Source organism: Streptomyces sp. NBC_01294 (assembly GCF_035917235.1).
Classification (GTDB): domain Bacteria; phylum Actinomycetota; class Actinomycetes; order Streptomycetales; family Streptomycetaceae; genus Streptomyces; species Streptomyces caledonius.
Genome location: NZ_CP108423.1, coordinates 5539029 through 5561443 on the forward strand (window position 1 = coordinate 5539029; position 22415 = coordinate 5561443).

Consider the following 22415-nt stretch of genomic DNA (forward strand, 5'->3'; position numbering starts at 1 on the left):
GTACGGCCGATGCTCCGCCCGTCCGCCCGTACGGGCAAACCCTGTTGCCGTTCCGGCAAACCGTCCCGTCAGCCCGTGGGGTCCGCCGGCGGCTCCGCGATCAGGGCCGTGGCCACCCGGCGGAAGCCGATGCGGGCGTAGACGCGGGCCACGGCCTCGTCGCCGGCCGAGAGGAAGACCGTACGGGCGCCGCGCGCGCGGGCCTCCGCGACGAGGGCGGCCGTGACACCGAGGGCCAGGCCCTGGCGGCGGGCCGACGGGAGGGTGCCGACGCCCACCACCTCAACGACGTCGCCGACCGGGTTGTACTGGCCCGAGCAGAGCACCACGCCGTCCCGTACGGCCGAGGCCAGGACCGTGCTGCCCGCCGCCAGCTTTCCGGACACCCGTGCCCGGCCCTCCTCGGCCGCAGGCTCGGCCATCGCCGCCGCGAGTTCCGCGGGGCCGGCCTCGCCCACCGCGGTTCCCGGGGCCGCGAAGGCCAGGGCCGGGACCGTCACCGCGGCGGTGAGCAGCGGGTCGTCCGCGCCGAGCAGACGGACCTCCGGGTGCGGGGGAAGGGCCTCGGCCGAGAGGTCCAGCACCATCAGCGGGTGCGCGTGGACGTGGAGTCCCGCCGCCTCCACCGCGGCCCGCAGCGAGGGGCTGGTTTCGGCCACCCACTCGAAGGCCTCGGGGACCTTCAGCTCCCGCTGGCGCTGCCAGACCCGTTCCACGTCGGCCCGGCTCGCCTCGGGGCCGCCGAGCGCGGGCCGCGCGTAGTAGGGCCAGCCCGAGCCCTCCTGGACGAACAGGGTCAGCGGCCCGAAGTCCTCGGCGCGGGCGCCGCCCACCCGCGGCACCGTGTCGTAGTACCGCTCCAGCTCGGACAGCGTTGAATCGATCATGTGGTCGGTCATCCGGTCATCCAAGCAAAGGGGTGCTGCCCGGGCACCTCCTTTCAGGAGCCCCTCTCAGGCGCTCTCCTTCAGGCGCCCTCCTTCAGGACCCGTGAGATCAGCGCCCGCTGGGCCTCCGACAGGGTCGGCTCCCGGCAGGTCACCGTCCGCCCGTCCACCGTGATCCGGTACGCGAACCCGTCCCGTACCCGGTCCGCCGGATCGCCCGGCGGACCGGGCCGCAGCGCGAGCCCGGCCAGGGCCCGCCACTCGTCCTCGTCCGGCAGGCCCGCGGTGTCCACCTCGGCCCGGCGCTCGATGCCCGCGAAGCCGCCCGTCCGTACCACCTCGATGCGCATGGGAGCCGTTCTACCCCGTGAACGGGACGCCCACCGCGGACCACGCCTTCTGCAGCGCCTGGTGCTCGGCGCCGCCGTCCCCGTACCGGGTGACGGCCGCCGCCGTCGAGAGCCGGGCGAACTCCGCGAAGTCCGCCTTCGGGGTCAGGTCCCCGCCGGTCAGGGTGTCGTACCAGATCTGCCCGGCCCGCTCCCAGGCCTTGCCGCCCAGCTCGGTCGCCGCGATGTAGAAGGCGTGGTTGGGGATGCCCGAGTTGATGTGCACCCCGCCGTTGTCGCTGTGGGTGTTCACGTAGCCGTCCATCGTGGCCGGCTGCGGGTCCTTGCCGAGCTCGTCGTCGTCGTACGCGGTGCCCGGCGCCTTCATCGAGCGCAGCGCGACCCCGGTCACGTTGGGGCCGAGCAGCCCGGCCCCGATCAGCCAGTCGGCCTCCTCGGCCGTCTGCTCCAGCGAGTACTGCTTGATCAGTGCGCCGAAGACGTCCGACATCGACTCGTTCAGGGCGCCCGACTGCCCGCGGTACCGCAGGTTCGCCGTGTACTGGGTGACCCCGTGGGTCAGCTCGTGCCCGATGACGTCCACCGACACGGTGAAGTCGAGGAAGAGGTCCCCGTCCCCGTCGCCGAAGACCATCTGCCGGCCGTCCCAGAAGGCGTTGTTGTAGTCCTCGCCGTAATGGACGGTCGCGTCGAGCGGGAGCCCGGAATCGTCGATCGAGCGGCGGCCGAAGCCCTTGAGGAACAGGTCGTAGGTCGCCCCGAGGCCCGCGTAGGCGCGGTTGACGGTGGCGTCCTTGTTCACGGGGTCGCCCTCCCCCCGGACCTTCGTGCCGGGCAGCCGGGTGAGGTGCTCGGCGTCGTAGACCGTCCGGTCCGGATCGTCGGAGGCCGGCGCCGCGAGCGTGGGGACGATCCCGCGCACGGCGGTGACGCGGCGCCGGGTGCGCAGCAGGGAGTCGCGTTCGAGGGTGCGCTGCGCGAGGTCGGCGCGCCGGGAGTCCGCGGACAGGGCGGCCTTGTCGAGGAGGTGCGGCGGCACAACGGTGCAGAAGACGGGGTGGCGGTGAGCGTGGGAGGCATCCATGCCCGGCAATGTGGCAGTGGGTCATGTCGGTGTCACTAGCTGCGACCATGATTCATTAAGTCGTCTGAAAGCGGAGCCGCCGGGTTGACGGATCACCCTGACCCGGTGGGGCAAAGCGTGGCGTAGCTCACATACAGTACAAATCGGACCCCGGGGTCTTGCATACTGAAACAGGTCCTCGCGATACGGCGCGGCTCGGCTAGGCTCGGTCCATCATGCGTTTCGGGCTGCTTCTCCTTAGCTGCCGCGGCGAGGGTCTGTAGTCGTAGGCCGGCCCCCTCCCCGCGGAGTTTGGTGTTGCGGATTTACGACCGCCGTCGGCCGTCCCAGCGAACTACACGCGGACACGCGAGGAGCCCCACGCCATGAGTCAGCACACTTTCGTCGGTCGCCCCACGCCCATCACGAACGCGACCCACGCCCAGAAGTCCTCCGGCATGCCGATCCACAAGTACGGCCGGTACGAGCAGGTGGACATCCCGGACCGCACCTGGCCCGACGCCCGCGTGACCAGGGCTCCCCGCTGGCTGTCCACCGACCTGCGCGACGGCAACCAGTCGCTGATCGACCCGATGACCCCCGCCCGCAAGCGCGAGATGTTCGACCTGCTGGTGCGCATGGGCTACAAGGAGATCGAGGTCGGCTTCCCGTCCTCCGGCGACACCGACTTCGCCTTCGTTCGCTCCATCATCGAAGAGGGCGCGATCCCGGACGACGTCACCATCTCCGTGCTGACCCAGGCCCGCGAGGACCTGATCGAGCGGACCGTGGAGTCCCTGGTCGGTGCCAAGCGCGCCACCGTGCACCTGTACAACGCGACCGCCCCGACCTTCCGCCGGGTCGTCTTCCGCGGCTCCAAGGAGCAGATCAAGCAGATCGCCGTCGACGGCACCCGCCTGGTCATGGAGTACGCGGAGAAGCTGCTGGGCCCCGAGACCGTCTTCGGCTACCAGTACAGCCCCGAGATCTTCACCGACACCGAGCTGGACTTCGCCCTGGAGGTCTGCGAGGCCGTCTGCGACGTCTGGCAGCCGGCCGAGGGCCGCGAGATCATCCTGAACCTGCCCGCCACCGTGGAGCGCTCGACGCCGTCCACGCACGCGGACCGCTTCGAGTGGATGGCCCGCAACCTGACCCGTCGCGAGCACATCTGCATCTCCGTGCACCCGCACAACGACCGCGGCACCGCCGTCGCCGCCGCCGAGCTGGCCCTGATGGCCGGCGCCGACCGCATCGAGGGCTGCCTGTTCGGCCAGGGCGAGCGCACCGGCAACGTCGACCTGATCACGCTGGGCATGAACCTGTTCTCGCAGGGCATCGACCCGCAGATCGACTTCTCGCAGATCGACGAGATCCGTCGCACCAGCGAGTACTGCAACCAGATGGAAGTACACCCGCGCCACCCCTACGCGGGCGATCTGGTCTACACCGCCTTCTCCGGCTCCCACCAGGACGCCATCAAGAAGGGCTTCGACGCCATGGAGGCCGACGCGGCCGCCGCCGGCAAGACCGTCGACGACATCGAGTGGGCCGTCCCGTACCTGCCCATCGACCCGAAGGACGTCGGCCGCTCCTACGAGGCCGTCATCCGGGTCAACTCGCAGTCCGGCAAGGGCGGCATCGCCTACGTCCTGAAGAACGACCACAAGCTGGACCTGCCGCGCCGCATGCAGATCGAGTTCTCCCGGATCATCCAGGCCAAGACCGACTCCGAGGGCGGCGAGGTCACCCCGAAGGCGATCTGGTCGGTCTTCGAGGACGAGTACCTGCCCAACCCCGAGAACCCGTGGGGCCGCATCCAGCTGCGCTCCGGTTCGACGGCCACCGACAAGGACGGCACGGACACGCTGAACGTCGAGGCGGTCGTGGACGGCGTGGAGACGGTCCTGAACGGCACCGGCAACGGCCCGATCTCGGCTTTCTTCGACGCCCTGGCCGGCATCGGCATCGACGCCCGCCTGCTGGACTACACCGAGCACACCATGAGCGAGGGCGCCTCCGCCGTGGCCGCCTCGTACATCGAGTGCGCGATCGACGGCCGGGTCCTGTGGGGCATCGGCATCGACGCCAACACCACGCGCGCCTCCCTGAAGGCGGTCATCTCCGCCGTCAACCGCGCGGGCCGCTGACGCCCGTCCGTGACGCGAACCCCGCTCCTCCTGCCGGAGGGGCGGGGTTCCGCCGTTCCCGGGCACCCCGGACGGTCGTCAGCGGGCCAGATAGCCGCCGTCCACCGGCAGGATGACGCCCGTGACGAACGAGGCCGCGTCCGAGGCCAGGAAGGCGATCACCCGGGCCACCTCCTCCGGTTCGCCGAGCCGGCCCATCGGGTGCGCCCCCGTGATCTCCTCCAGGTACTCCGGTCCGCCCGGCTCGTCCTTCAGGGCGAGCACCCGCTCCGTACGGATGGTTCCCGGTGCCACCGCGTTGACCCGGATCCCGTGCGCGGCCCACTCCACCGCGAGGTGCTTGGTCAGCCCCGACGCGACGAACTTCGCGGGTCCGTACGCCGCCTGGCGCGCCTGCCCGGCCACCCCCGAGATCGAGGACACGCAGACCAGCGCCCCGCCGGGCCGCGGCTGCCCGGTCATCGCCTCGATGGCGTACTTGCAGGTGAGGAACATCCCCCGGCCGTCGACCGCCATGACGCGGTCCCAGTCCTCGGGGGTGGTCTCGCGTACATCCGAAAGGGGGATCACCCCCGCGTTCGCCACGGCGACGTCGAGGCGCCCGTACGCCTCCACCGCGGCGCGGACCATCGCGCGGTTGGCCTGCGGATCGGCGACGTCGGCGGTGACCGCCGTGACCTCGCACCCCTCGGCGGCCAGTTCCGTACGCAGGGCCTCGACCCCGGGGCCGTTGATGTCGGCCGCGGTCACCCGGGCCCCCGAGCGGGCCAGCAGCAGGGCGGTGGCCCGGCCGATCCCGCTCGCGGCGCCGGTCACCAGACAGGACTTCTCGTTCATGCGGCAGACCCTAGGGGTGTCCCGCCGATCAGTCCGGGCACGCGGCGGAGGCGGGGGCGCAGATCGGCCAACTGCGGGCAGCGGCACATGTTGTCTTGTCACACGACTGACACATCCTCACCGATGTGGCTAACATCACGCCCACCCGGCGATGTTGCCGGAAGGTTACGGAGGTGCGACGTGCTGCCAGTTCGGGGTGGGGACGGCCGGAAGCTGACGGTCTGGGGCATCCGTACCACCTGGAGCACCGTGGGCGACGGGGAATTCTTCTGCCCCGCCTGCGGTGGAGACCGGAACTACCGCAGGCGCACCGGCCGCCGCCGGTTCACCGTCCTCGGACTGCCGCTGCTGCCGCGCGGGCAGGCCGGGCCCGTCGTCGAGTGCCAGGGCTGCCGTGCGCGCTTCGACACCGACGTGCTGGACCACCTCACCACCACCCGCTTCACGGCGCTCCTGCGCGACGCCGTGCACACGGTGGCGCTGGCCGTGCTCACCGCGGGCGGGACGGCCTCCCGCAGCGCGCTGGAGGCCGCGGTGGGCGCCGTACGGGCCGCGGGCTTCCAGGACTGCACCGAGGAGCAGCTGGAGTCCCTAGTCGAGGCGCTCTCCACGGACGAGGGCCGGCTCGGGCTGTACGACGTCCCGGAGTGCTGCGGGGCCGCGCTGTCGATAGAGCTCCACGAGGCGCTGGAGCCGCTGGCCCCGCACCTGGCGGCCCCGGGCCGCGAATCGATCCTGCTGCAGGGCGCCCGGATCGCGCTCGCGGACGGCCCGTACATCCCGGCCGAGCGCGAGGTGCTCTCCACCGTGGGCTCGGCGCTGCGGATCGACGCGGACGAGGTGGCGCGGCTGCTGTCGGCGGTGCGCGCGCCCTAAGGCGTTTCCGCGATGAACCGGCGCAGGGCCGCGCACAGGCCCGTGGGGTTGTCCAGCGGGATCAGCGTGCGGGCGTCGGGGATCTCCACGTACCGGCCGTGCGGCAGCAGTCCAGCGAGCCGCCGGCCGGTCTCGGGCGGCATCATGCGGTCCTCCGCGCCCCGGGCGACGAGGGCGGGCCGGTCGAAGGTCCGCAGCCGCTCGGCGGCGCGCAGGTAGGTGTCCTTGCGGGTGCCGCGCAGGAAGGCGGAGAGGTCGCGGCGGATGGCGGGGTCGCTCAGCAGCGGGCCGTACCGGCGGCGGACGAGCTCGTACGGGATCGGGCGCTTGGCCATGCCGCCCAGCGAGCTCCGCATCCCGGCGAGGAAGGGCGAGCGGAAGGACTGCAGGAGCAGGAAGAGCCCGCCCGGAACGCGGTTCGCGGCGTGCAGGGTCCGGCCCTGGACGCCCGGAGGGTAGTTGTCGAGCGCCTCGCATGAGGTGAGGACGAGGCGGCCGATGCGGTCGTCGTGGTCGCCGACGAGGAGCTGCGCGGTGCCGGCGTCGTTCTGGACGAGGGTGACCGCGCGCAGGTCGAGGCGGTCCAGGAACTCGGCGAGCAGGGCGGCGATTCCGTGGGCCGAGAGGTCGGCGCCGGGGCGCATGGGGCGGCGGTGGCTGCCGAGCGGGAGGACGGGGACGACGACGCGGAAGTCGGTCCGGGCCGGCCGCTCCCCGGAGCCTGTGCTGACGGCGGCGACGGCGGCGGCCGCGATCGTGGCGGCGGCCGCCCGGGCCTGAGTCCGGCCCCGAAGCCGTCCGAAAGGGTTCCGTACGAGGTAACGATCCGGCCTCACGGGGGGCGGAATCTCGCCTGGTGAACATTCCGTGAATGGCGGAAGCCGCTGCTCCGGGCCCGGAAGAGCCACCTGTGGGGCGCCCGGAACGAGGGCTTCTCCTTTGCGCGGCCGAATGGCTGCAACGTATGGAGCCGCAGGTCAGGGTGTACGGCCTTCGCGGGCGCAGGGCCGGATGACCTTCGTCCGGCGGGCGTCGCGCATACTCCTGTGTCAGACCCTTCGCCACTGTAGAAACCAACAGATCCGGAACGCCTGATCGTCAACAGTTTGTAGAAGTCGACGATATCTGTGAGGCCCCCCACAGGCGTTCAATTCCGGTCACACGACGAGACGCCGTTGGTAACACAGCGGGCCTTCGATTCACGTGAACGCACTGACAACCCTGGCGGACCAACGGGTTAGCGACCCACTCCGGCCAGGGATAACCAGATCTCCTCTCACTTACCTACCTTGAAGGGCAAGGCTGAGATGGCACGTGTCGCCGCCCGGCTTTCCACCGAAGGAAAGCGGAGCACGCACCCGGTCGACGAGGTGCTCCCCCTCCCCAAGCTCGCGCTGTACGGCTTCCAGCACGTACTCGCCTTCTACGCCGGCGCGGTGATCGTCCCGATCATCGTCGGCAACGCGCTGAAGCTGAGCCCTGAACAGCTCGTCTACCTGATCAACGCGGACCTCTTCACCTGTGGTATCGCCTCGATCATCCAGGCGTGGGGCATTGGCCGGATCGGCGCGCGACTGCCGCTGATCCAGGGCGTGACCTTCACCGCCGTCTCCCCGATGATCGCCATAGGCCTCGGCGCGGGCGGCGGGACCGCAGCCCTGCTGGTCATCTACGGCGCGGTCATCACCGCCGGTATCGCCACCTTCGCCTTCGCCTGGCTGCCCGCCAAGGCGTTCCGGACGGTCATGCGACTGTTCCCGCCGGTCGTCACCGGCACGGTGATCACCGTGCTGGGCATCGTCCTGCTCCCGGTCGGCCTCAACGACGCGGCCGGCGGCCTCGGCAGCCCCGACTTCGGCGACCCGAAGCACTTCGCCTACGCCGGCGGCACCATGCTCTTCATCCTCGTCCTGATGAAGATCGGCAAGCCGTTCCTCTCCAGCATCTCGATCCTCCTCGGCCTGGTCGGCGGCACCGCGGTCGCCTTCCTGCTCGGAGACGCGAAGTTCGGCGACGTGGGCAAGTCCGACTGGATCGGGGTCACCACCCCGTTCCACTTCGGTGTCCCGAAGTTCGAGTGGTTCCCGATCGTCCTGATGCTCATCGTCATGCTGATCACCATGGTCGAGACGACCGGTGACACCTACGCCGTCGGCGACATCGTCGGCAAGGACGTCGACAGCGAGACCGTGGCGCGCGCCCTGCGGGCCGACGGCGCCGCGACCGCCCTCGGCGGTGTCCTCAACTCTTTCCCGTACGTCGCCTTCGCCGAGAACGTCGGCCTGGTGCGGATGACGAAGGTGAAGAGCCGGTTCGTGGTCGTCGCCGCGGGTGTCTTCATGATCATCCTGGGTCTGCTGCCCAAGGCCGCCGCGATCGTCGCCGCCGTCCCGCACGGAGTCCTCGGCGGCGCCGCGACCGTCATGTTCGGCATGGTCGCCCTGGCCGGCATCCAGACCCTGGCCAAGGTGGACCTCAAGGAGGAGAAGAACGCGCTGATCGTCGGCGTCTCCCTCGCCTTCGCCCTGCTCCCCGCGACCGTCCCGGTCTTCTTCACCAAGCACATGGACGCGGACCTGTCCTCGCTCCTCAACAGCGGTGTCACCCTGGGTGCCACGGCCGCCATCGTCCTCAACCTGATCTTCAACGGCCTGGCCAAGGACGATGCCCACGACACCCCCCGGGCCGACACCCCGGCCGTCGCCGGTGCCGGGGACGACACCCCGGACGACGGCAAGGTCGCCGCGGCGGTGCCCGCCCAGGCGGCGTCCCCCGCACCCGGTGCCGAGAAGGCGGACGACGCGGAGGCGTCCCCGTCCGCTCCCTGATCCTCCCAAGGGGTGGTGACCCCTCGCCCGGACCCCGGTCCGGGCGAGGGGTCAGCGCTGTCCCTGCGCCGGTCCCCGTACGGGACAATGGGCGCATGAGTCTGTTCCGCGACGACGGCATCGTGCTGCGCACCCAGAAGCTGGGTGAGGCGGACCGCATCATCACGCTGCTGACCCGAGGCCACGGCCGGGTGCGGGCCGTCGCCCGCGGGGTCCGGCGTACGAAGTCCAAGTTCGGCGCCGGGCTGGAACCTTTCTCCCACGCCGACGTGCAGTTCTTCGCCCGCGGCAGCGAACTGATCGGCCGCAGCCTCCCGCTCTGCACCCAGACTCAGATCATCGCCCCGTACGGCAACGGCATCGTCACCGACTACGCCCGCTACACCGCCGGCACCGCCATGCTGGAGACCGCCGAGCGGTTCACCGAGAACGAGGGCGAACCCGCCGTGCAGCAGTACCTGCTGCTCGTCGGAGCCCTGCGCACCCTCTCCCGCGGCGAGCACGAACCGCATCTGATCCTCGACGCCTTCCTGCTGCGCTCCCTCGCCGTCAACGGCTACGCGCCCAGCTTCGAGAACTGCGCGAAGTGCGGGATCCACGGCCCCAACCGGCACTTCTCCGTCGCCGCGGGCGGGGTGATATGCGGCGACTGCCGGGTGGCCGGCAGCGTCGTACCCTCATCAGAGGCCATCGCCCTGCTCAGCGCCCTGCTGACGGGCGACTGGGGGTATGCCGACGCGTGCGAGGCGCGTCACGTGCGGGAGGGCAGCGGGCTGGTCTCCGCCTATTTGCACTGGCATCTGGAGCGCGGGCTACGCTCCCTGCGATACGTCGAGAAATAGGAGCTGGGCAATGGCACGACGCGGGATTCTGGGACGCTCTCGCCGCGAGTACAAGGTTCCCGAGCCGCACCCGTCCGGTGCGCGCCCGCCGAAGATCCCCGGCGAGCTGGTCCCGAACCACGTGGCCGTCGTCATGGACGGCAACGGCCGCTGGGCCAAGGAGCGCGGCCTGCCGCGCACCGAGGGCCACAAGGTCGGCGAGGGAGTCGTGCTCGACGTGCTCAAGGGCTGCCTGGAGATGGGCGTCAAGAACCTCTCCCTGTACGCCTTCTCGACGGAGAACTGGAAGCGCTCGCCCGACGAGGTCCGCTTCCTGATGAACTTCAACCGCGACGTCATCCGCCGCCGCCGCGACGAGATGAACGAGCTGGGCATCCGCATCCGCTGGGTCGGCCGCATGCCGAAGATGTGGAAGTCGGTCGTCCAGGAGCTCCAGGTCGCACAGGAGCAGACCGTCGACAACGACGCCATGACCCTGTACTTCTGCGTGAACTACGGCGGCCGCGCGGAGATCGCGGACGCGGCGCAGGCGATCGCCCGCGATGTGGCGGCCGGCCGGCTGGACCCGTCGAAGGTCAACGAGAAGACCCTCGCGAAGTACATGTACTACCCGGACATGCCGGACGTGGACCTGTTCCTGCGCCCCAGCGGCGAGCAGCGCACCTCCAACTACCTGCTCTGGCAGAGCGCGTACGCCGAGATGGTCTTCCAGGACGTCCTGTGGCCGGACTTCGACCGCCGCAACCTGTGGGCGGCCTGCCTGGAGTACGCCCAGCGCGACCGCCGCTTCGGCGGGGCCGTCCCCAACCAGGCGGAGGGCTCCGGAACCACGGGCTGAGCTGCCGTTATCCTCACCCGATGAACACGGGTGAGGATCACAGAGTGCGGCAGGCGGAGCAGACCGGGCAGGGCGGGGCGGCGGCGGAGCAGGCCGGGCAGGAGCCCGAGCAGGTCTCCCTCGTCTACCGGCTGGCGCTCGACGACATACGGGGGGCGGTCCGGGCGCGGGCCCGCCGGACGAGCGCAGGGCGGGCGGAGACGCTGCTCCTCCCGCTGCTGTCGGTCGCCGCCGTCGTGGGGTTGTGCCTGCTCCAGGGGACCCTGTCGATCGTGACCGCGGTCTCGGCGGCGGTGGCCCTGGTCGTCGCGACCTGCGGTGTCTTCTCGCTCCGGCGCGGCATGGCCCGCCAGGTGTACTCCGTGGTGGAGCAGTACGGGGAGTGCCGCACGGTGGCCGGCGAACGGGGCACCGCGACCACGGGCGAGACCATGTCGTACACGATGGACTGGAAGCTCTTCCCCCAGTACACCGAGACGCCGGAGCTGTTCGTCCTCGTCGGGGGCACGCGCGCGGCCGCGATCGGCGTGCTGCCGAAGCGGGGCGCCCAGCACCCCGCCGACATCGACCGCCTGCGCGCGATCCTGGACCGGAACCTGCGCCGGGTCTAGCCCGCCGGTCGGCGGGTCCAGGCGCGGGCGCCAGGCGGCTCTAGGCCGCGGCCGCGCAGTCCGCGCAGGTGCCGAAGATCTCCACCGTGTGGGCCACGTTCACGTAGCCGTGCTCGGCCGCGATGGACTCCGCCCACTTCTCCACGGCCGGGCCCTCCACCTCGACGGCCTTGCCGCACTTGCGGCAGACCAGGTGGTGGTGGTGGTCCCCGGTGGAGCAGCGGCGGTAGACGGACTCGCCGTCGCTGGTGCGCAGGACGTCGACCTCGCCGGCGTCCGCGAGCGACTGGAGGGTGCGGTAGACGGTGGTCAGGCCCACGGAATCACCACGGTGCTTGAGCATGTCGTGGAGTTCCTGGGCGCTGCGGAACTCGTCCACCTCGTCCAGCGCCGCCGCCACTGCGGCCCGCTGCCGGGTGGATCGTCCTCGTACTGGCGCGGTATTCATCTCGCCAGGCGCAGTCGCCACCGGTTCCTCCTCGTATCGGCCTGCGGCCATTGTGCCAGGCGGCCGAGCACCCCAGGAGTGTCCGGCGGCTCTGCCCGGCCCCGGCCCTCCTCCTAGACCTTGACGTCGTCCCGCGTGCACACCTCTTGCGCTGCCCGGGCCGCCTTCGCGCGGCGCCGGGCCAGGGGGGTCGACAAGGCCGTCATCACCATGAAGACGCCGATGGCGAGCAGCACGATGGTCGCGCCGGACGGCGCGTCGACGTAGTACGTGGAGACCGTGCCGGTCAGGGAGACGAGCAGGGAGATCAGCATCGCCAGCGACAGGGTCGCGGTGAACCCGCGGGTGACGCGCTGGGCGGCCGCGACCGGGATCACCATCATGGCGCTGACCAGCAGCAGGCCCACGATGCGCATGGCGACGGTGACGGTGACCGCGGCGGTCACGGCGATCAGCAGGTTCAGTGCGCGCACCGGCAGGCCGGTGACCCGGGCGAACTCCTCGTCCTGACAGACGGCGAAGAGCTGCCGGCGCAGGCCGAGGGTGACGGCGAGGACGAACGCCGCGAGGATCACGACGGCGGTGACGTCCTCGGGCGCGACGGTGGTGATCGAGCCGAACATGGCGCTCAGCAGATCGGTCGTGGTGCCGCCCCCCACGTTGATGATCATGACGCCGCCCGCCAGGCCGCCGTAGAACAGGATGGAGAGCGCGACGTCGCCGCTGGTCTTGCCGCGGGAGCGGATCATCTCCATGCCGACCGCGCCGACGACGGCGACCAGCGTGGCCATCCACACGGGGCTGGTGTGGAGCACGAAGCCCAGCGCGACACCGGTCATGGCGACGTGGCCGAGGCCGTCGCCCATGACCGCCTGGCGGCGCTGGACGAGGTACGTGCCGATCGCGGGCGCGGTGATGCCCACCAGCACGGCGGCGATCAGCGCGCGCACCATCAGGGGGGAGTCCAGGAGGTCCATCAGCTCAGCAGTCCCGTCCGCAGGGGCTCGGCGTCGTGCGCCGCGTGGGGGTGTACGTGGTCGTGGCCGGGCAGGGCGTGCTGCCCGACGGCCTCCGGAGGCGGGCCGTCGTGGACGACGCAGCCGTCGCGCAGGACGACGGCGCGGTCGATCAGGGGCTCCAGCGGGCCCAGCTCGTGCAGGACGAGCAGGACGGTGGTGCCGGCGGCGACCTGCTCGCGCACGGCGCCTGCGAGGACCTCCTGGTTGGCGAGGTCGATGCCGGCCATCGGCTCGTCCATGATCAGCAGTTCGGGTTCGACGGCGAGCGCCCGGGCTATCAGGACGCGCTGGTGCTGGCCGCCGGAGAGGGCGTTGACCGAGGCGTCGGCGTAGGACTCCATGCCGACGAGGACGAGGGCCCGCTCGACGGCGGCCCGGTCGGCCTTGCGCAGGAGACCGAAACGGGAGCGGGCCAGCCGGCCGGAGGAGACGATCTCGCGGACGGTGGCCGGGACGCCGCTGGCGGCGGTGGTGCGCTGCGGGACGTACCCGATGCGCGACCAGTCGCGGAAGCGCTTGAAGTCGGTCCCGAAGAGGGACAGGGAGCCGTCGGTCAGGGGGACCTGGCCGACCACGGCACGCACGGCGGTGGACTTGCCGGAGCCGTTGGCGCCGAGCAGGGCGACGACCTCACCGCGGCGGACGGTGAGGTCGACCCCGCGCAGCACGGGGCGCGAGCCGAGCGAGGCCGTGGCCCCGCGCAGGGATATGACGGGCTGGTCATCCGCCTGTCGGGGCGAGGACTGCATGGCGCGCGCCTCCGTTGCTGCTACTGCCATCACTTGCTACCGAGTGCCTTCTGGAGGTTCTTCAGGTTGGACCGCATGACCTCGAAGTAGTCAGCGCCCTGGGACTTGTCGGTGATTCCCTCGAGCGGGTCGAGGACGTCCGTCTTCAGGCCGGTGTCGGCGGCGAGGACCTTGGCGGTCTTGTCGCTGGCCAGGGTCTCGAAGAACACGGTGGAGACGTTCTCCTGCTTCGCGAAGGCCTGGAGCTCCTTCATCCGCGCCGGGCTGGGCTCGGACTGGGGGTCGACCCCGGAGATGCTCTCCTGGTCCAGGCCGTAGCGCTCGGCGAGGTAGCCGAAGGCGGCGTGGGTGGTGATGAAGGTCTTGGAGGCCGTGTTGGTCAGGCCGTCCTTGAACTCCGTGTCCAGTGCGGCCAGTTTGGCGACCAGCTCGTCGGTGTTCTTCCTGTAGTCCGCGGCGTGGTCGGGGTCGGCCTTCTCCAGGGCCGCGCCGACGCCCTTGGCGATCTCCGCGTACTTGGCGGGGTCGAGCCAGACGTGCGGGTCCTGGCCGGCCTCGCCGTGGCTGTGGCCGTGCGCCTCCTCGGCGTGCTCGTCGCCCTCCTTGTGGGCGTGGCCCTCCTCGTCGTGACCCGGCTCGGCGCCGTGGTCGTGGCCGGAAGCGCCGTGCGATGCGAGCGTGGTGAGGGTCGCGGCGTCGACGGTGTTCTTCACGCCGGCCTGGGCGACGGCCTTGTCGACGGCGGGCTGCAGGCTCTTGAGGTAGAGGACGACATCGGCGCCGGAGAGCCGGACGGCCTGCTTCGGGGTGATCTCCAGGTCGTGCGGTTCGACGCCGGGCTTGGTCAGCGTGTCGACCTTCACGTGGTCCTTGCCGATCTGCTCGGCCAGGTACTGCAGTGGGTAGAACGACGCCGTCACGCCGACCTTGCCGTCCTTGGAGCCGGTGCCGGCGGCCGCCCCGGAGCAGGCGGTCAGGGCCGTGGCCCCGAGGGCGACGGCTCCGGCGAGGGCGGCGGTGGGTATGAGGCGTCGTACGTTCATGACATCCATTTTCATCAAAGATGGAAACGATTGTCAAAAACCCAGGTGGGAGGGCCCTGCGGGCGGCCGTGAAGGGGTATCCGATTTGAAAGGGGGGGTGCGGGCGCCGGTAACCTGAGGCATTCGCCGTTCGTCCTCGTAATGAAGAGAGCACCGTGGCCGCCGACAAGATCGACACCATCGTCAGCCTGAGCAAGCGCCGTGGCTTCGTTTTCCCTTGCAGTGAGATCTACGGCGGCTCCCGGGCTGCCTGGGATTACGGCCCGCTGGGTGTCGAGCTCAAGGAGAACATCAAGCGCCAGTGGTGGAAGGCGATGGTCACCGGGCGTGAGGACATCGTCGGCCTCGACTCGTCCGTGATCCTTGCCCCCGAGGTGTGGGTGGCCTCCGGCCACGTCGCGACCTTCTCGGACCCGCTGACCGAGTGCACCGCCTGTCACAAGCGGCACCGCGCGGACCACCTTGAAGAGGCGTACGAGGCCAAGCACGGCCGTCTGCCCGCCAACGGCCTCGCCGACATCAACTGCCCCCACTGCGGCGTGAAGGGCCAGTTCACCGAGCCCAAGCAGTTCTCCGGCATGTTGGAGACCCACCTCGGCCCGAGCCAGGACACCGCCTCCAAGGCGTACCTGCGCCCCGAGACCGCCCAGGGCATCTTCACCAACTTCGCCCAGGTGCAGACCACCTCGCGCAAGAAGCCCCCGTTCGGCATCGCGCAGATGGGCAAGTCCTTCCGGAACGAGATCACTCCGGGCAACTTCATCTTCCGCACGCGCGAGTTCGAGCAGATGGAGATGGAGTTCTTCGTCAAGCCGGGCGAGGACGAGCAGTGGCAGGAGTACTGGATGCAGGAGCGGTGGAACTGGTACCGCGACCTCGGCATCCGCGAGGAGAACATCCGCTGGTTCGACCACCCGAAGGAGAAGCTCTCCCACTACTCGAAGCGCACCGCCGACATCGAGTACCGCTTCAACTTCGGTGGCAACGAGTTCTCCGAGCTCGAGGGCATCGCCAACCGCACCGACTTCGACCTCAAGGCGCACTCCGCGGCCTCCGGCCAGGACCTCCGCTACTTCGACCAGGAGTCCAAGGAGCACTACACCCCGTACGTCATCGAGCCGGCGGCCGGTGTCAACCGCGCCATGCTCGCCTTCATGCTCGACGCGTACAACGAGGACGAGGCCCCCAACGCCAAGGGCGTCATGGAGAAGCGCACCGTGATGCGCCTCGACCCGCGCCTGGCCCCGATCAAGGTCGCCGTCCTGCCGCTGTCCCGCAACCCGCAGCTGTCGCCGAAGGCCAAGGGCCTCGCCGCCGACCTGCGTAAGTTCTGGAACATCGAGTTCGACGACGCGGGCGCCATCGGCCGCCGCTACCGCCGCCAGGACGAGATCGGCACGCCGTTCTGCGTCACCGTCGACTTCGACACCCTGGACGACAACGCGGTGACCGTGCGCGAGCGCGACACCATGAAGCAGGAGCGCGTCTCCCTGGACCAGATCCAGACCTACCTCGGCAGCCGCCTGCTCGGCTGCTAGGTCCCGCCGCAGAAAGACCGGTGGCCCGGTGCGCTGACAGCGCACCGGGCCACCGGTCTTTCTGCGGTGCTCAGGCCGGCCGGGCCGCCGCGCCGTCCTCGGCGGCGGCCGCCGCCGAGGACGGCGCGGCGCTCGCCCTCGGCCTGCGAGCGCTTGCCGTGGCGGGCGGTCCACACGCCGAGGGCGGCCAGCACGCCGTAGATCATGAACGGGCTGACGGTCACCATGGTCTTGGTGTCCAGGTTGTATGCCAGGACGATCCGGACCAGGGCTTCGACGACATAGGCCACACCCCACACCAGCGTCATCCGGTTCATGGTGGTGCGGAAGCCCTCGTACTGCCACAGGCCGTTCCACCAGGCGGTGCTCGCAGGGGTGCCGTCGGTGGCGAACTTGCGGCCGAAGTAGAACATCAGCGGGCGCGGCGCGAGCAGCGTCGCGAGGCACAGCAGCCCGAACAGCCCGGTCACGCCGGAGTCCTTGATCAGCAGGGTCCTCGCCGAGTGGTCGCCGACGAGCGAGACGACGGCCGTGATCACCAGGAACACCAGGGTGACGACGGCGAACTCGTCGAGCTCGCGGCGCCAGGCCAGGCTGATGACGCTGTCGAGCGTCGTGGGTGGACATGGTCCCCCCTGAAACATGCCGGATGAGTGCGGTAGGGGGGACCGTAGGGCACTTGATGGCATGAGCAAGCCAAATGCGCCCAAGATGATCATCAAATGTCCGGACCGGAGCGTTCCGGACGGACCGGGCTCCGCGTCAGGCGCGCAGGCCCCGGACGACCAGGGAGGTGACCGCCTCGAACTCCGTGAAGATGGTCGGCGAGAGCCATTCGGCCGCGTACTGCGGGTCGTGGAAGCGGCCGGTTGCGTCGAAGACCGCGCGCGCGGCGGCCGGCACGTCGTCGGCGGCGAGCGAGCCGGCCGCGACGCCCTCGGAGATGATCCGGGCCAGCTGGTCGATCAGCTCGGTCAGGTGCGCGTCCACCACGTCGCTGTTCTCGGCGAGCAGCACGGTGTAGGTGGCGAACAGTTCGGGTTCCGCCCCCGCCTTGTGCCGCTTGGCCTCGAAGAGGGCCTCCAGCCACGCCTCCAGCTTGGAGGGCGCGCTCTCGCCCGGGGCGGAGGTGATCTCCTCCAGCATGACGACGCTCTTGGCGAGCCAGCGGTCCGTGACGGCCTCGCGCAGGGCCGCCTTCGACGGGAAGTGCCGGTACACGCTGCCGTGGCTGACTCCCAGGGCACGGGCCACGTCCACCACGGTCGCCTTGGTGGGGCCGAAGCGGCGCAGCACCTCCTCGGTGGTTTCGAGGATGCGCTCGGGTGTCAGGGGCTCGGCAGCAGCAGGTGGCATGGGTACGACCGTACCGCCGGTTCAGTGCTCGCTGTCGAGGTGGGCCATCTGGGCGGCCGGGTACCGCTCGCCGGCCGCGGAGCCGGCGGGCACGGCCGCCTCGATGGCGGCCAGGTCGGCGCCGCTGAGGGTGACGTCCATGGCACCCAGTGCCTCGGAGAGCCGGTCCCGGCGGCGGGCGCCCACCAGCGGCACGATGTCGACGTCGTGCCGGGGGCCCTGCGCGAGAACCCAGGCGATGGCGGTCTGGGCGACGCTCACGCCCTTGTCGTCGGCGACCTTGCGCAGCGCGTCGACCAGGTCGAGGTTCCGGTCGAGGTTGTCGCCCTGGAAGCGCGGGCTCATGCCGCGGAAGTCGCCGGGGGCCAGCGCGCGGTCGCGGGTGAAGTGGCCGCTGATCAGGCCGCGGGACAGCACTCCGTACGCCGTGACGCCGATGCCGAGCTCGCGGGCGGCCGGCAGGATCTCGTCCTCGATGCCGCGGGAGATCAGCGAGTACTCGATCTGGAGGTCGGAGATCGGGGCCACGGCGGCGGCACGGCGCAGGGTGTCCGCGCCGACCTCGGAGAGGCCGATGTGGCGCACGTGTCCGGCCTGGACCGCCTCGGCGATGGCCCCGACGGTCTCCTCGATCGGCACGTCCGGGTCCACGCGGGCGATCCGGTAGATGTCGATGTGGTCCCGGCCGAGCCGCTGGAGGGAGTAGGCCAGGAAGTTCTTCACGGCCTCGGGCCGGCCGTCGTACCCGGTGAAGCCGCCCTCCACCGTGCGCAGGGCGCCGAACTTGACGCTGGTCAGCGCCTGCTCGCGGGCCGCGGCGGGGGCGGTGCGCAGGGCTTCGTTGATCAGCAGTTCGTTGTGGCCCATGCCGTAGAAGTCGCCGGTGTCGAGCAGTGCGTGGGTGCCGTCGGGGACGGCGTCCAGGTAGGCGTGGATCGTCGCGATGGACTCGGCGCGGTCGGCCTCCCCGTAGAGGGCGGACATCCCCATGCAGCCCAGCCCCAGCGGGAAGACGGAGGGGCCGGTGCTGCCGAGGGTGCGGCGGGCCGCGGTCGCGGTTGCGTGGATGCTCTCGTTCTTCGTCATGGAACGAGAATGACATGACGAGTGACAGATTTCAATATCTGTCACTCGTCAGGGTCAAGAGAGGATCCGCAGGGCCAGGGCCGCCGCCGCGACCAGGGCGAGCACGGCCGCCGGTGCGAGCTCGTAGTCCTTGACCCGGAGGTGGCTGATGACGGCGCCGATGAAGTAGAGGGTCACGCCGGCGGCGGCGGCCACGCCCAGCGGAGTCACCCACAGGCCTGCGACCAGGCCGATCGCCCCGGCGGCCTTGAGGCCGGCCAGGCGCGGCAGCCAGGAGTCCGGGACCTGGACCCTCTGCATGTTCGCGACGATCTGGTCGTTGCGCTGGAGGGTGAAGGTGGCGGAGGCGGTGAGGGCGAGGGCGAGCAGGGTGCCGACGACGGCGTAGGCGATGAACATGGAAATCTCCAACGGTAGAAGTTGTGAAACCATTGAATAGCATCAACGATATGAGAGATGCAATCGTTTCCCGGTTGTTACGATGTGGACCATGACGGCAGACCAGGACGGATCGCACCCTCCGCAGCGGCTGGGCCTGTTGCTGGCCTGGCACGGGTCGGTCACCCAGACCCGGATGAAGCGGGCGCTCGGCGCGGCCGGGCTCACCCCGAGGCACGCGATGACGCTGATGCACCTGGAGGACGGCCCCATCAGCCAGCGGGCCCTCGCCGAGCGGCTGGAGGTGGACCCGAGCGTCCTCGTCGGGATCCTGAACGACCTGGAGGGCGAGGGCCTGGCCGAACGCCGCCGGGACCAGGCCGACCGCCGTCGCCACAACGTGGCCATCACCAGTGCGGGGGAGGCCGTCCTCGGCAAGACGAACGCCGCCCTCGACGAGGTCGAGAGCGTCATCTTCGCGGGCCTGTCGGCCCAGGAGTGCGACCTCCTGCGCGGCCTCCTCGGCCGGGTGAACACCTCGGCCGAGGACTTCAACTGCGACGAGTAGACGCGTAGACGCGTAGACGACTGGGCGAGTAGACGACCAGGCGCGGTCAGGCGCGCGGGGACCCCGCCGCCGCGGAAGGGCTGACGGGCTCCTCCAGGGTGCGGGCCGTGCGCTCCGCCGTCGCGCGGGCCCAGCTGCCGCTCGTCGCCGCGCCCACGACCAGGACGAGCGCGCCGCAGACCGTGATGATCCACCAGGCCGGCTGGGCCGCCGCGGAGAAGTCGGCACCGCCCGCCAGCCCGGCCGCCAGGACGGAGCCGATGACCGCGACGCCCAGCGTGCCGCCGGTCTGCCGGCTGGTGGAGGCGATGGCGGCCGCGACGCCCGCCTGGGAGCGCGGCATCCCGGACACCGCCGTATTGGTGATCGGCGCGTTCACCATGCCGAAGCCGAGCCCGAACAGCACGTACCCCGTGAACAGCAGCGGGGTGGACGTCTCGGCCTCGAACAGGGCGAACAGCAGCCCGCTGCCCGCCATCGCGACGCCCGCGATCAGCAGGCAGATCCTGGGTCCCCGGCTGCCCACCAGCCGCCCCGCCAGCGGAGCGAACAGGACGGTCAGCGCCGCCATCGGCAGCATGTAGAGCCCGGCGTTCAGGGCGCTGAGCCCCAGTACGTCCTGGAGGTAGAGAGTGTTCAGGAAGAGGAAGCCGGCCAGCCCGGCGAACGCGCTGATCGCGATCACGGTCGCCCCGCTGAAGGGCGCGCTCCGGAAGAACCGCAGATCGATCAGCGGCTCCTCGCGCCGGGGCTCGTAGACCAGCAGCCCCACGAGCGAGCCGACGGCCACCACGGCGCATCCCAGGATCAGCGGCGAGCGCCAGCCGGCGGTCGGGGCCTCGATGATCCCGTACGTCAGGCTGCCGAGCAGGCCCATGACCAGCACCTGCCCCACCGGGTCCGGGCGCCGCGGCCGGGCCGCCCGAGACTCGGGGATGTGGCGCAGGGTCAGGAAGAGCGCCGCCAGCCCGATCGGCAGGTTGATCAGGAAGATCGAGCGCCAGCCCACGGTGTCCACCAGGACCCCGCCGATCAGGGGGCCCGCGGCCATGGAGACACCGCCGACCGCGCCCCACACGCCGATCGCCCGGGCCCGCTGGGCGGGATCGGTGAAGGTGTTGGTGATGATCGACATCGCCACCGGGTTGAGCATCGCGCCGCCGACGGCCTGGACCATCCGGAAGACGATGAGCCAGTTCAGGCTGGGGGCGAGCGAGCACAGCAGGGAACCGGCGGTGAAGGCCACCAGGCCCGCCACGAACACCTTGCGGCGGCCGATCCGGTCGGCCGTGGAGCCCGCGAGCATCAGCAGCGAGGCCAGCACGAGGGTGTACGCGTCGATGGTCCACTGCAGCCCCGCGACCGAGGCGTCGAGATCCCGGCGCATCGAGGGCAGCGCGACGTTGAGCACGGTGTTGTCGAGGCTGACGATCAGCAGGCTCATGCAGCAGATCGCCAGGACGAGCATGCGCTGCCGGTGACTCGGCTCGATCATGCCGCCGATGCTACGTCCGCCCCACCCCCTCGGCATGCGGGACAATGGGCGGATGACCACGCTCCCCCCGCCCCTTGCGATCGGCCCGCACACCGTGCAGCCCCCGGTGGTGCTCGCACCCATGGCCGGCATCACCAATGCCCCGTTCCGTACCCTGTGCCGCGAGTTCTCGGGCGGCAAGGGGCTGTTCGTGAGCGAGATGATCACGACGCGCGCCCTGGTCGAGCGCAACGAGAAGACCATGCAGCTGATCCACTTCGACGCGACCGAGAAGCCCCGCTCGATTCAGCTGTACGGGGTCGACCCGGCGACGGTCGGCAAGGCGGTCCGCATGATCGTCGAAGAGGACCGCGCCGACCACATCGACCTCAACTTCGGCTGCCCGGTCCCCAAGGTGACCCGCAAGGGCGGCGGATCGGCCCTCCCGTACAAGCGCAACCTGCTGCGCGCGATCCTCCGCGAGGCCGTCGCCGGCGCCGGCGACCTGCCGGTGACCATGAAGATGCGCAAGGGCATCAACGACGACCACCTCACCTACCTCGACGCCGGCCGGATCGCCGTCGAGGAGGGGGTCACGGCCATAGCCCTGCACGGCCGCACCACCGCCCAGCACTACGGCGGCACCGCCGACTGGGACGCCATCGCGCGGCTCAAGGAGCACGTGCCGGAGATCCCCGTGCTCGGCAACGGCGACATCTGGTGCGCCGAGGACGCGCTGCGCATGGTCCGCGAGACCGGCTGCGACGGCGTGGTCGTGGGCCGGGGCTGCCTGGGGCGGCCGTGGCTGTTCAACGACCTGGTGGCGGCCTTCGAGGGGCGCCCGGAGGACTTCCACAAGCCCACGCTGCGCGAGGTCTCGGCCACGATGCTCCGCCATGCACAGCTGCTGGGGGAGTGGATCGGTGACGAGGCGCGCGGGGTGATCGACTTCCGTAAGCACGTGGCCTGGTACCTCAAGGGCTTCGCCGTCGGGTCCGAGATGCGGGGCAAGCTCGCGGTCACCTCTTCGCTGGCCGAGCTGGACGCTCATCTGAGCGAGCTGGATTTGGATCAGGGATGGCCCGAGAGCGCGGACGGCCCGCGGGGCCGGACGTCCGGAAACAACCGAGTTGTCCTGCCGGACGGCTGGTTGAAGGACCCGTACGACTGCGCGGGCGTGAGCGAGGACGCAGAACTGGACACCTCCGGAGGCTGACAAATCGCCCTCCGTTGTGCGTGATATACGCCACGCATGGGAAGGGTTTCGCTCAGATGAGCACCGAAGTCACGGGTAAGACTTTCAAAGGGTGGCACTGGGTGCCACCCTTTGTGTGTTCAAGTCTTGAAGGCAAATGTATCGATGATCGCTCATCCGGGCGTGATCAGGCCTCAAAGCGACCCTCACCCTTCGGGGTGTGAAGGCTCATCCGGGTTTCTGACTACCCATGAGTTACTTTCGATCTGCTGGCGCACG

23 protein-coding genes are annotated in these 22415 nt (G+C 70.5%); 9 read left to right on the forward strand and 14 right to left on the reverse strand.

The window, feature by feature from the left end; genetic code table 11:
• Positions 1-68: 68 nt before the first annotated feature.
• The 3 genes from OG534_RS24965 to OG534_RS24975 all read right to left on the reverse strand — a co-directional run bounded on the left by OG534_RS24965 (position 69) and on the right by OG534_RS24975 (position 2321).
• Positions 69-887 carry a GNAT family N-acetyltransferase gene (locus OG534_RS24965; protein WP_326590863.1) on the reverse strand — a complete coding sequence of 273 codons (819 nt, stop codon included), beginning with the start codon at positions 885-887 and terminating at the stop codon, positions 69-71.
• An 80-nt stretch (positions 888-967) separates the two neighbouring features.
• Complete coding sequence (locus tag OG534_RS24970) at positions 968-1237, reverse strand: protealysin inhibitor emfourin (RefSeq protein ID WP_326590865.1); 270 nt, start codon at positions 1235-1237, stop codon at positions 968-970.
• 10 nt (positions 1238-1247) lie between these two features.
• A complete protein-coding gene (locus tag OG534_RS24975) occupies positions 1248-2321 on the reverse strand; it encodes a M4 family metallopeptidase (protein ID WP_326590867.1) in 1074 nt (357 codons plus the stop codon).
• Between the two features lie 365 nt (positions 2322-2686).
• Between OG534_RS24975 and leuA the strand changes: the two genes are divergently transcribed.
• On the forward strand, positions 2687-4450 hold the full coding sequence (gene leuA / locus OG534_RS24980) for a 2-isopropylmalate synthase (protein WP_326590868.1): 1764 nt from the start codon (positions 2687-2689) through the stop codon (positions 4448-4450).
• 78 nt (positions 4451-4528) lie between these two features.
• Here leuA and OG534_RS24985 read toward each other — a convergent pair whose 3' ends face one another.
• A complete protein-coding gene (locus tag OG534_RS24985) occupies positions 4529-5287 on the reverse strand; it encodes an SDR family NAD(P)-dependent oxidoreductase (protein WP_326590869.1) in 759 nt (252 codons plus the stop codon).
• A 180-nt stretch (positions 5288-5467) separates the two neighbouring features.
• Between OG534_RS24985 and OG534_RS24990 the strand changes: the two genes are divergently transcribed.
• Positions 5468-6163, forward strand: coding sequence for a TerB family tellurite resistance protein (locus OG534_RS24990; protein ID WP_326590871.1), 696 nt, complete (start codon positions 5468-5470; stop codon positions 6161-6163).
• Here the strand turns inward: OG534_RS24990 and OG534_RS24995 are convergent.
• On the reverse strand, positions 6160-6999 hold the full coding sequence (locus OG534_RS24995) for an alpha/beta fold hydrolase (RefSeq protein ID WP_326590873.1): 840 nt from the start codon (positions 6997-6999) through the stop codon (positions 6160-6162). The genes OG534_RS24990 and OG534_RS24995 overlap by 4 nt on opposite strands.
• Before the next feature lie 471 nt (positions 7000-7470).
• Here OG534_RS24995 and OG534_RS25000 point away from each other — a divergent pair, with 471 nt between their 5' ends.
• From OG534_RS25000 to OG534_RS25015, 4 genes are all read left to right on the forward strand, one after another.
• Positions 7471-8991 carry a nucleobase:cation symporter-2 family protein gene (locus OG534_RS25000; RefSeq protein WP_326590875.1) on the forward strand — a complete coding sequence of 507 codons (1521 nt, stop codon included), beginning with the start codon at positions 7471-7473 and terminating at the stop codon, positions 8989-8991.
• A gap of 95 nt (positions 8992-9086) precedes the next feature.
• On the forward strand, positions 9087-9833 hold the full coding sequence (gene recO, locus OG534_RS25005; protein ID WP_326590877.1) for a DNA repair protein RecO: 747 nt from the start codon (positions 9087-9089) through the stop codon (positions 9831-9833).
• A gap of 10 nt (positions 9834-9843) precedes the next feature.
• Complete coding sequence (locus OG534_RS25010; protein WP_326590879.1) at positions 9844-10671, forward strand: isoprenyl transferase; 828 nt, start codon at positions 9844-9846, stop codon at positions 10669-10671.
• A gap of 20 nt (positions 10672-10691) precedes the next feature.
• Positions 10692-11282, forward strand: a complete 591-nt coding sequence (locus OG534_RS25015) for a YcxB family protein (RefSeq protein ID WP_326590881.1) — start codon at positions 10692-10694, stop codon at positions 11280-11282.
• A gap of 40 nt (positions 11283-11322) precedes the next feature.
• On the opposite strand, the gene OG534_RS25020 is transcribed toward OG534_RS25015, so the two are convergent.
• The 4 genes from OG534_RS25020 to OG534_RS25035 all read right to left on the reverse strand — a co-directional run bounded on the left by OG534_RS25020 (position 11323) and on the right by OG534_RS25035 (position 14541).
• The gene (locus OG534_RS25020; protein WP_078892882.1) at positions 11323-11751 is read right to left on the reverse strand and encodes a Fur family transcriptional regulator; all 429 of its coding nucleotides are present in this window, start codon (positions 11749-11751) and stop codon (positions 11323-11325) included.
• Between the two features lie 92 nt (positions 11752-11843).
• Positions 11844-12707, reverse strand: a complete 864-nt coding sequence (locus tag OG534_RS25025) for a metal ABC transporter permease (protein WP_326590887.1) — start codon at positions 12705-12707, stop codon at positions 11844-11846.
• Complete coding sequence (locus tag OG534_RS25030) at positions 12707-13528, reverse strand: metal ABC transporter ATP-binding protein (protein WP_442807145.1); 822 nt, start codon at positions 13526-13528, stop codon at positions 12707-12709. Before OG534_RS25030 ends, OG534_RS25025 begins: the two co-directional genes overlap by 1 nt.
• Positions 13528-14541 (reverse strand): metal ABC transporter substrate-binding protein, encoded by a 1014-nt coding sequence (locus OG534_RS25035; protein WP_442807146.1) that lies wholly within the window; start codon positions 14539-14541, stop codon positions 13528-13530. Before OG534_RS25035 ends, OG534_RS25030 begins: the two co-directional genes overlap by 1 nt.
• A 155-nt stretch (positions 14542-14696) precedes the next feature.
• On the opposite strand from OG534_RS25035, the gene OG534_RS25040 reads away from it, so the two are divergent.
• Positions 14697-16079: a glycine--tRNA ligase gene (locus OG534_RS25040; RefSeq protein WP_326590890.1), complete on the forward strand. Its 1383-nt coding sequence runs from the start codon at positions 14697-14699 to the stop codon at positions 16077-16079.
• Here the strand turns inward: OG534_RS25040 and OG534_RS25045 are convergent.
• The 4 genes from OG534_RS25045 to OG534_RS25060 all read right to left on the reverse strand — a co-directional run bounded on the left by OG534_RS25045 (position 16076) and on the right by OG534_RS25060 (position 18920).
• Entirely contained in the window at positions 16076-16723 is a 648-nt protein-coding gene (locus tag OG534_RS25045; protein ID WP_326590891.1) for a VC0807 family protein, read from the reverse strand. The two genes, OG534_RS25040 and OG534_RS25045, sit on opposite strands and share 4 nt — an antisense overlap.
• Before the next feature lie 118 nt (positions 16724-16841).
• On the reverse strand, positions 16842-17435 hold the full coding sequence (locus OG534_RS25050; protein ID WP_326590893.1) for a TetR family transcriptional regulator: 594 nt from the start codon (positions 17433-17435) through the stop codon (positions 16842-16844).
• A gap of 21 nt (positions 17436-17456) precedes the next feature.
• Complete coding sequence (locus tag OG534_RS25055; RefSeq protein WP_326590894.1) at positions 17457-18521, reverse strand: aldo/keto reductase; 1065 nt, start codon at positions 18519-18521, stop codon at positions 17457-17459.
• 54 nt (positions 18522-18575) lie between these two features.
• The gene (locus OG534_RS25060; protein ID WP_326590896.1) at positions 18576-18920 is read right to left on the reverse strand and encodes a DoxX family protein; all 345 of its coding nucleotides are present in this window, start codon (positions 18918-18920) and stop codon (positions 18576-18578) included.
• A gap of 91 nt (positions 18921-19011) precedes the next feature.
• Here OG534_RS25060 and OG534_RS25065 point away from each other — a divergent pair, with 91 nt between their 5' ends.
• Entirely contained in the window at positions 19012-19467 is a 456-nt protein-coding gene (locus OG534_RS25065) for a MarR family winged helix-turn-helix transcriptional regulator (protein ID WP_326590898.1), read from the forward strand.
• Positions 19468-19513: 46 nt separating this feature from the next.
• Here the strand turns inward: OG534_RS25065 and OG534_RS25070 are convergent, their stop codons facing one another.
• Positions 19514-20962 (reverse strand): MFS transporter, encoded by a 1449-nt coding sequence (locus tag OG534_RS25070; RefSeq protein ID WP_326590900.1) that lies wholly within the window; start codon positions 20960-20962, stop codon positions 19514-19516.
• A 34-nt stretch (positions 20963-20996) separates the two neighbouring features.
• Here OG534_RS25070 and dusB point away from each other — a divergent pair, with 34 nt between their 5' ends.
• Positions 20997-22157 (forward strand): tRNA dihydrouridine synthase DusB, encoded by a 1161-nt coding sequence (dusB, locus tag OG534_RS25075; protein ID WP_326593821.1) that lies wholly within the window; start codon positions 20997-20999, stop codon positions 22155-22157.
• Positions 22158-22415: the final 258 nt, after the last annotated feature.

What these genes read in the sequence shown, in the direction of transcription:
- OG534_RS24965 (WP_326590863.1), bottom strand. Translation starts at nt 887, where the DNA reads ATGATCGATTCAACGCTGTCCGAGCTGGAGCGGTACTACGACACGGTG.
- OG534_RS24970 (WP_326590865.1), bottom strand. Translation starts at nt 1,237, where the DNA reads ATGCGCATCGAGGTGGTACGGACGGGCGGCTTCGCGGGCATCGAGCGC.
- OG534_RS24975 (WP_326590867.1), bottom strand. Translation starts at nt 2,321, where the DNA reads ATGGATGCCTCCCACGCTCACCGCCACCCCGTCTTCTGCACCGTTGTG.
- leuA (WP_326590868.1), top strand. Translation starts at nt 2,687, where the DNA reads ATGAGTCAGCACACTTTCGTCGGTCGCCCCACGCCCATCACGAACGCG.
- OG534_RS24985 (WP_326590869.1), bottom strand. Translation starts at nt 5,287, where the DNA reads ATGAACGAGAAGTCCTGTCTGGTGACCGGCGCCGCGAGCGGGATCGGC.
- OG534_RS25000 (WP_326590875.1), top strand. Translation starts at nt 7,471, where the DNA reads ATGGCACGTGTCGCCGCCCGGCTTTCCACCGAAGGAAAGCGGAGCACG.
- recO (WP_326590877.1), top strand. Translation starts at nt 9,087, where the DNA reads ATGAGTCTGTTCCGCGACGACGGCATCGTGCTGCGCACCCAGAAGCTG.
- OG534_RS25010 (WP_326590879.1), top strand. Translation starts at nt 9,844, where the DNA reads ATGGCACGACGCGGGATTCTGGGACGCTCTCGCCGCGAGTACAAGGTT.
- OG534_RS25015 (WP_326590881.1), top strand. Translation starts at nt 10,692, where the DNA reads ATGAACACGGGTGAGGATCACAGAGTGCGGCAGGCGGAGCAGACCGGG.
- OG534_RS25025 (WP_326590887.1), bottom strand. Translation starts at nt 12,707, where the DNA reads ATGGACCTCCTGGACTCCCCCCTGATGGTGCGCGCGCTGATCGCCGCC.
- OG534_RS25030 (WP_442807145.1), bottom strand. Translation starts at nt 13,528, where the DNA reads ATGGCAGTAGCAGCAACGGAGGCGCGCGCCATGCAGTCCTCGCCCCGA.
- OG534_RS25035 (WP_442807146.1), bottom strand. Translation starts at nt 14,541, where the DNA reads ATGAACGTACGACGCCTCATACCCACCGCCGCCCTCGCCGGAGCCGTC.
- OG534_RS25045 (WP_326590891.1), bottom strand. Translation starts at nt 16,723, where the DNA reads ATGTTTCAGGGGGGACCATGTCCACCCACGACGCTCGACAGCGTCATC.
- OG534_RS25050 (WP_326590893.1), bottom strand. Translation starts at nt 17,435, where the DNA reads ATGCCACCTGCTGCTGCCGAGCCCCTGACACCCGAGCGCATCCTCGAA.
- OG534_RS25055 (WP_326590894.1), bottom strand. Translation starts at nt 18,521, where the DNA reads ATGACGAAGAACGAGAGCATCCACGCAACCGCGACCGCGGCCCGCCGC.
- OG534_RS25060 (WP_326590896.1), bottom strand. Translation starts at nt 18,920, where the DNA reads ATGTTCATCGCCTACGCCGTCGTCGGCACCCTGCTCGCCCTCGCCCTC.
- OG534_RS25065 (WP_326590898.1), top strand. Translation starts at nt 19,012, where the DNA reads ATGACGGCAGACCAGGACGGATCGCACCCTCCGCAGCGGCTGGGCCTG.
- OG534_RS25070 (WP_326590900.1), bottom strand. Translation starts at nt 20,962, where the DNA reads ATGATCGAGCCGAGTCACCGGCAGCGCATGCTCGTCCTGGCGATCTGC.
- dusB (WP_326593821.1), top strand. Translation starts at nt 20,997, where the DNA reads ATGCGGGACAATGGGCGGATGACCACGCTCCCCCCGCCCCTTGCGATC.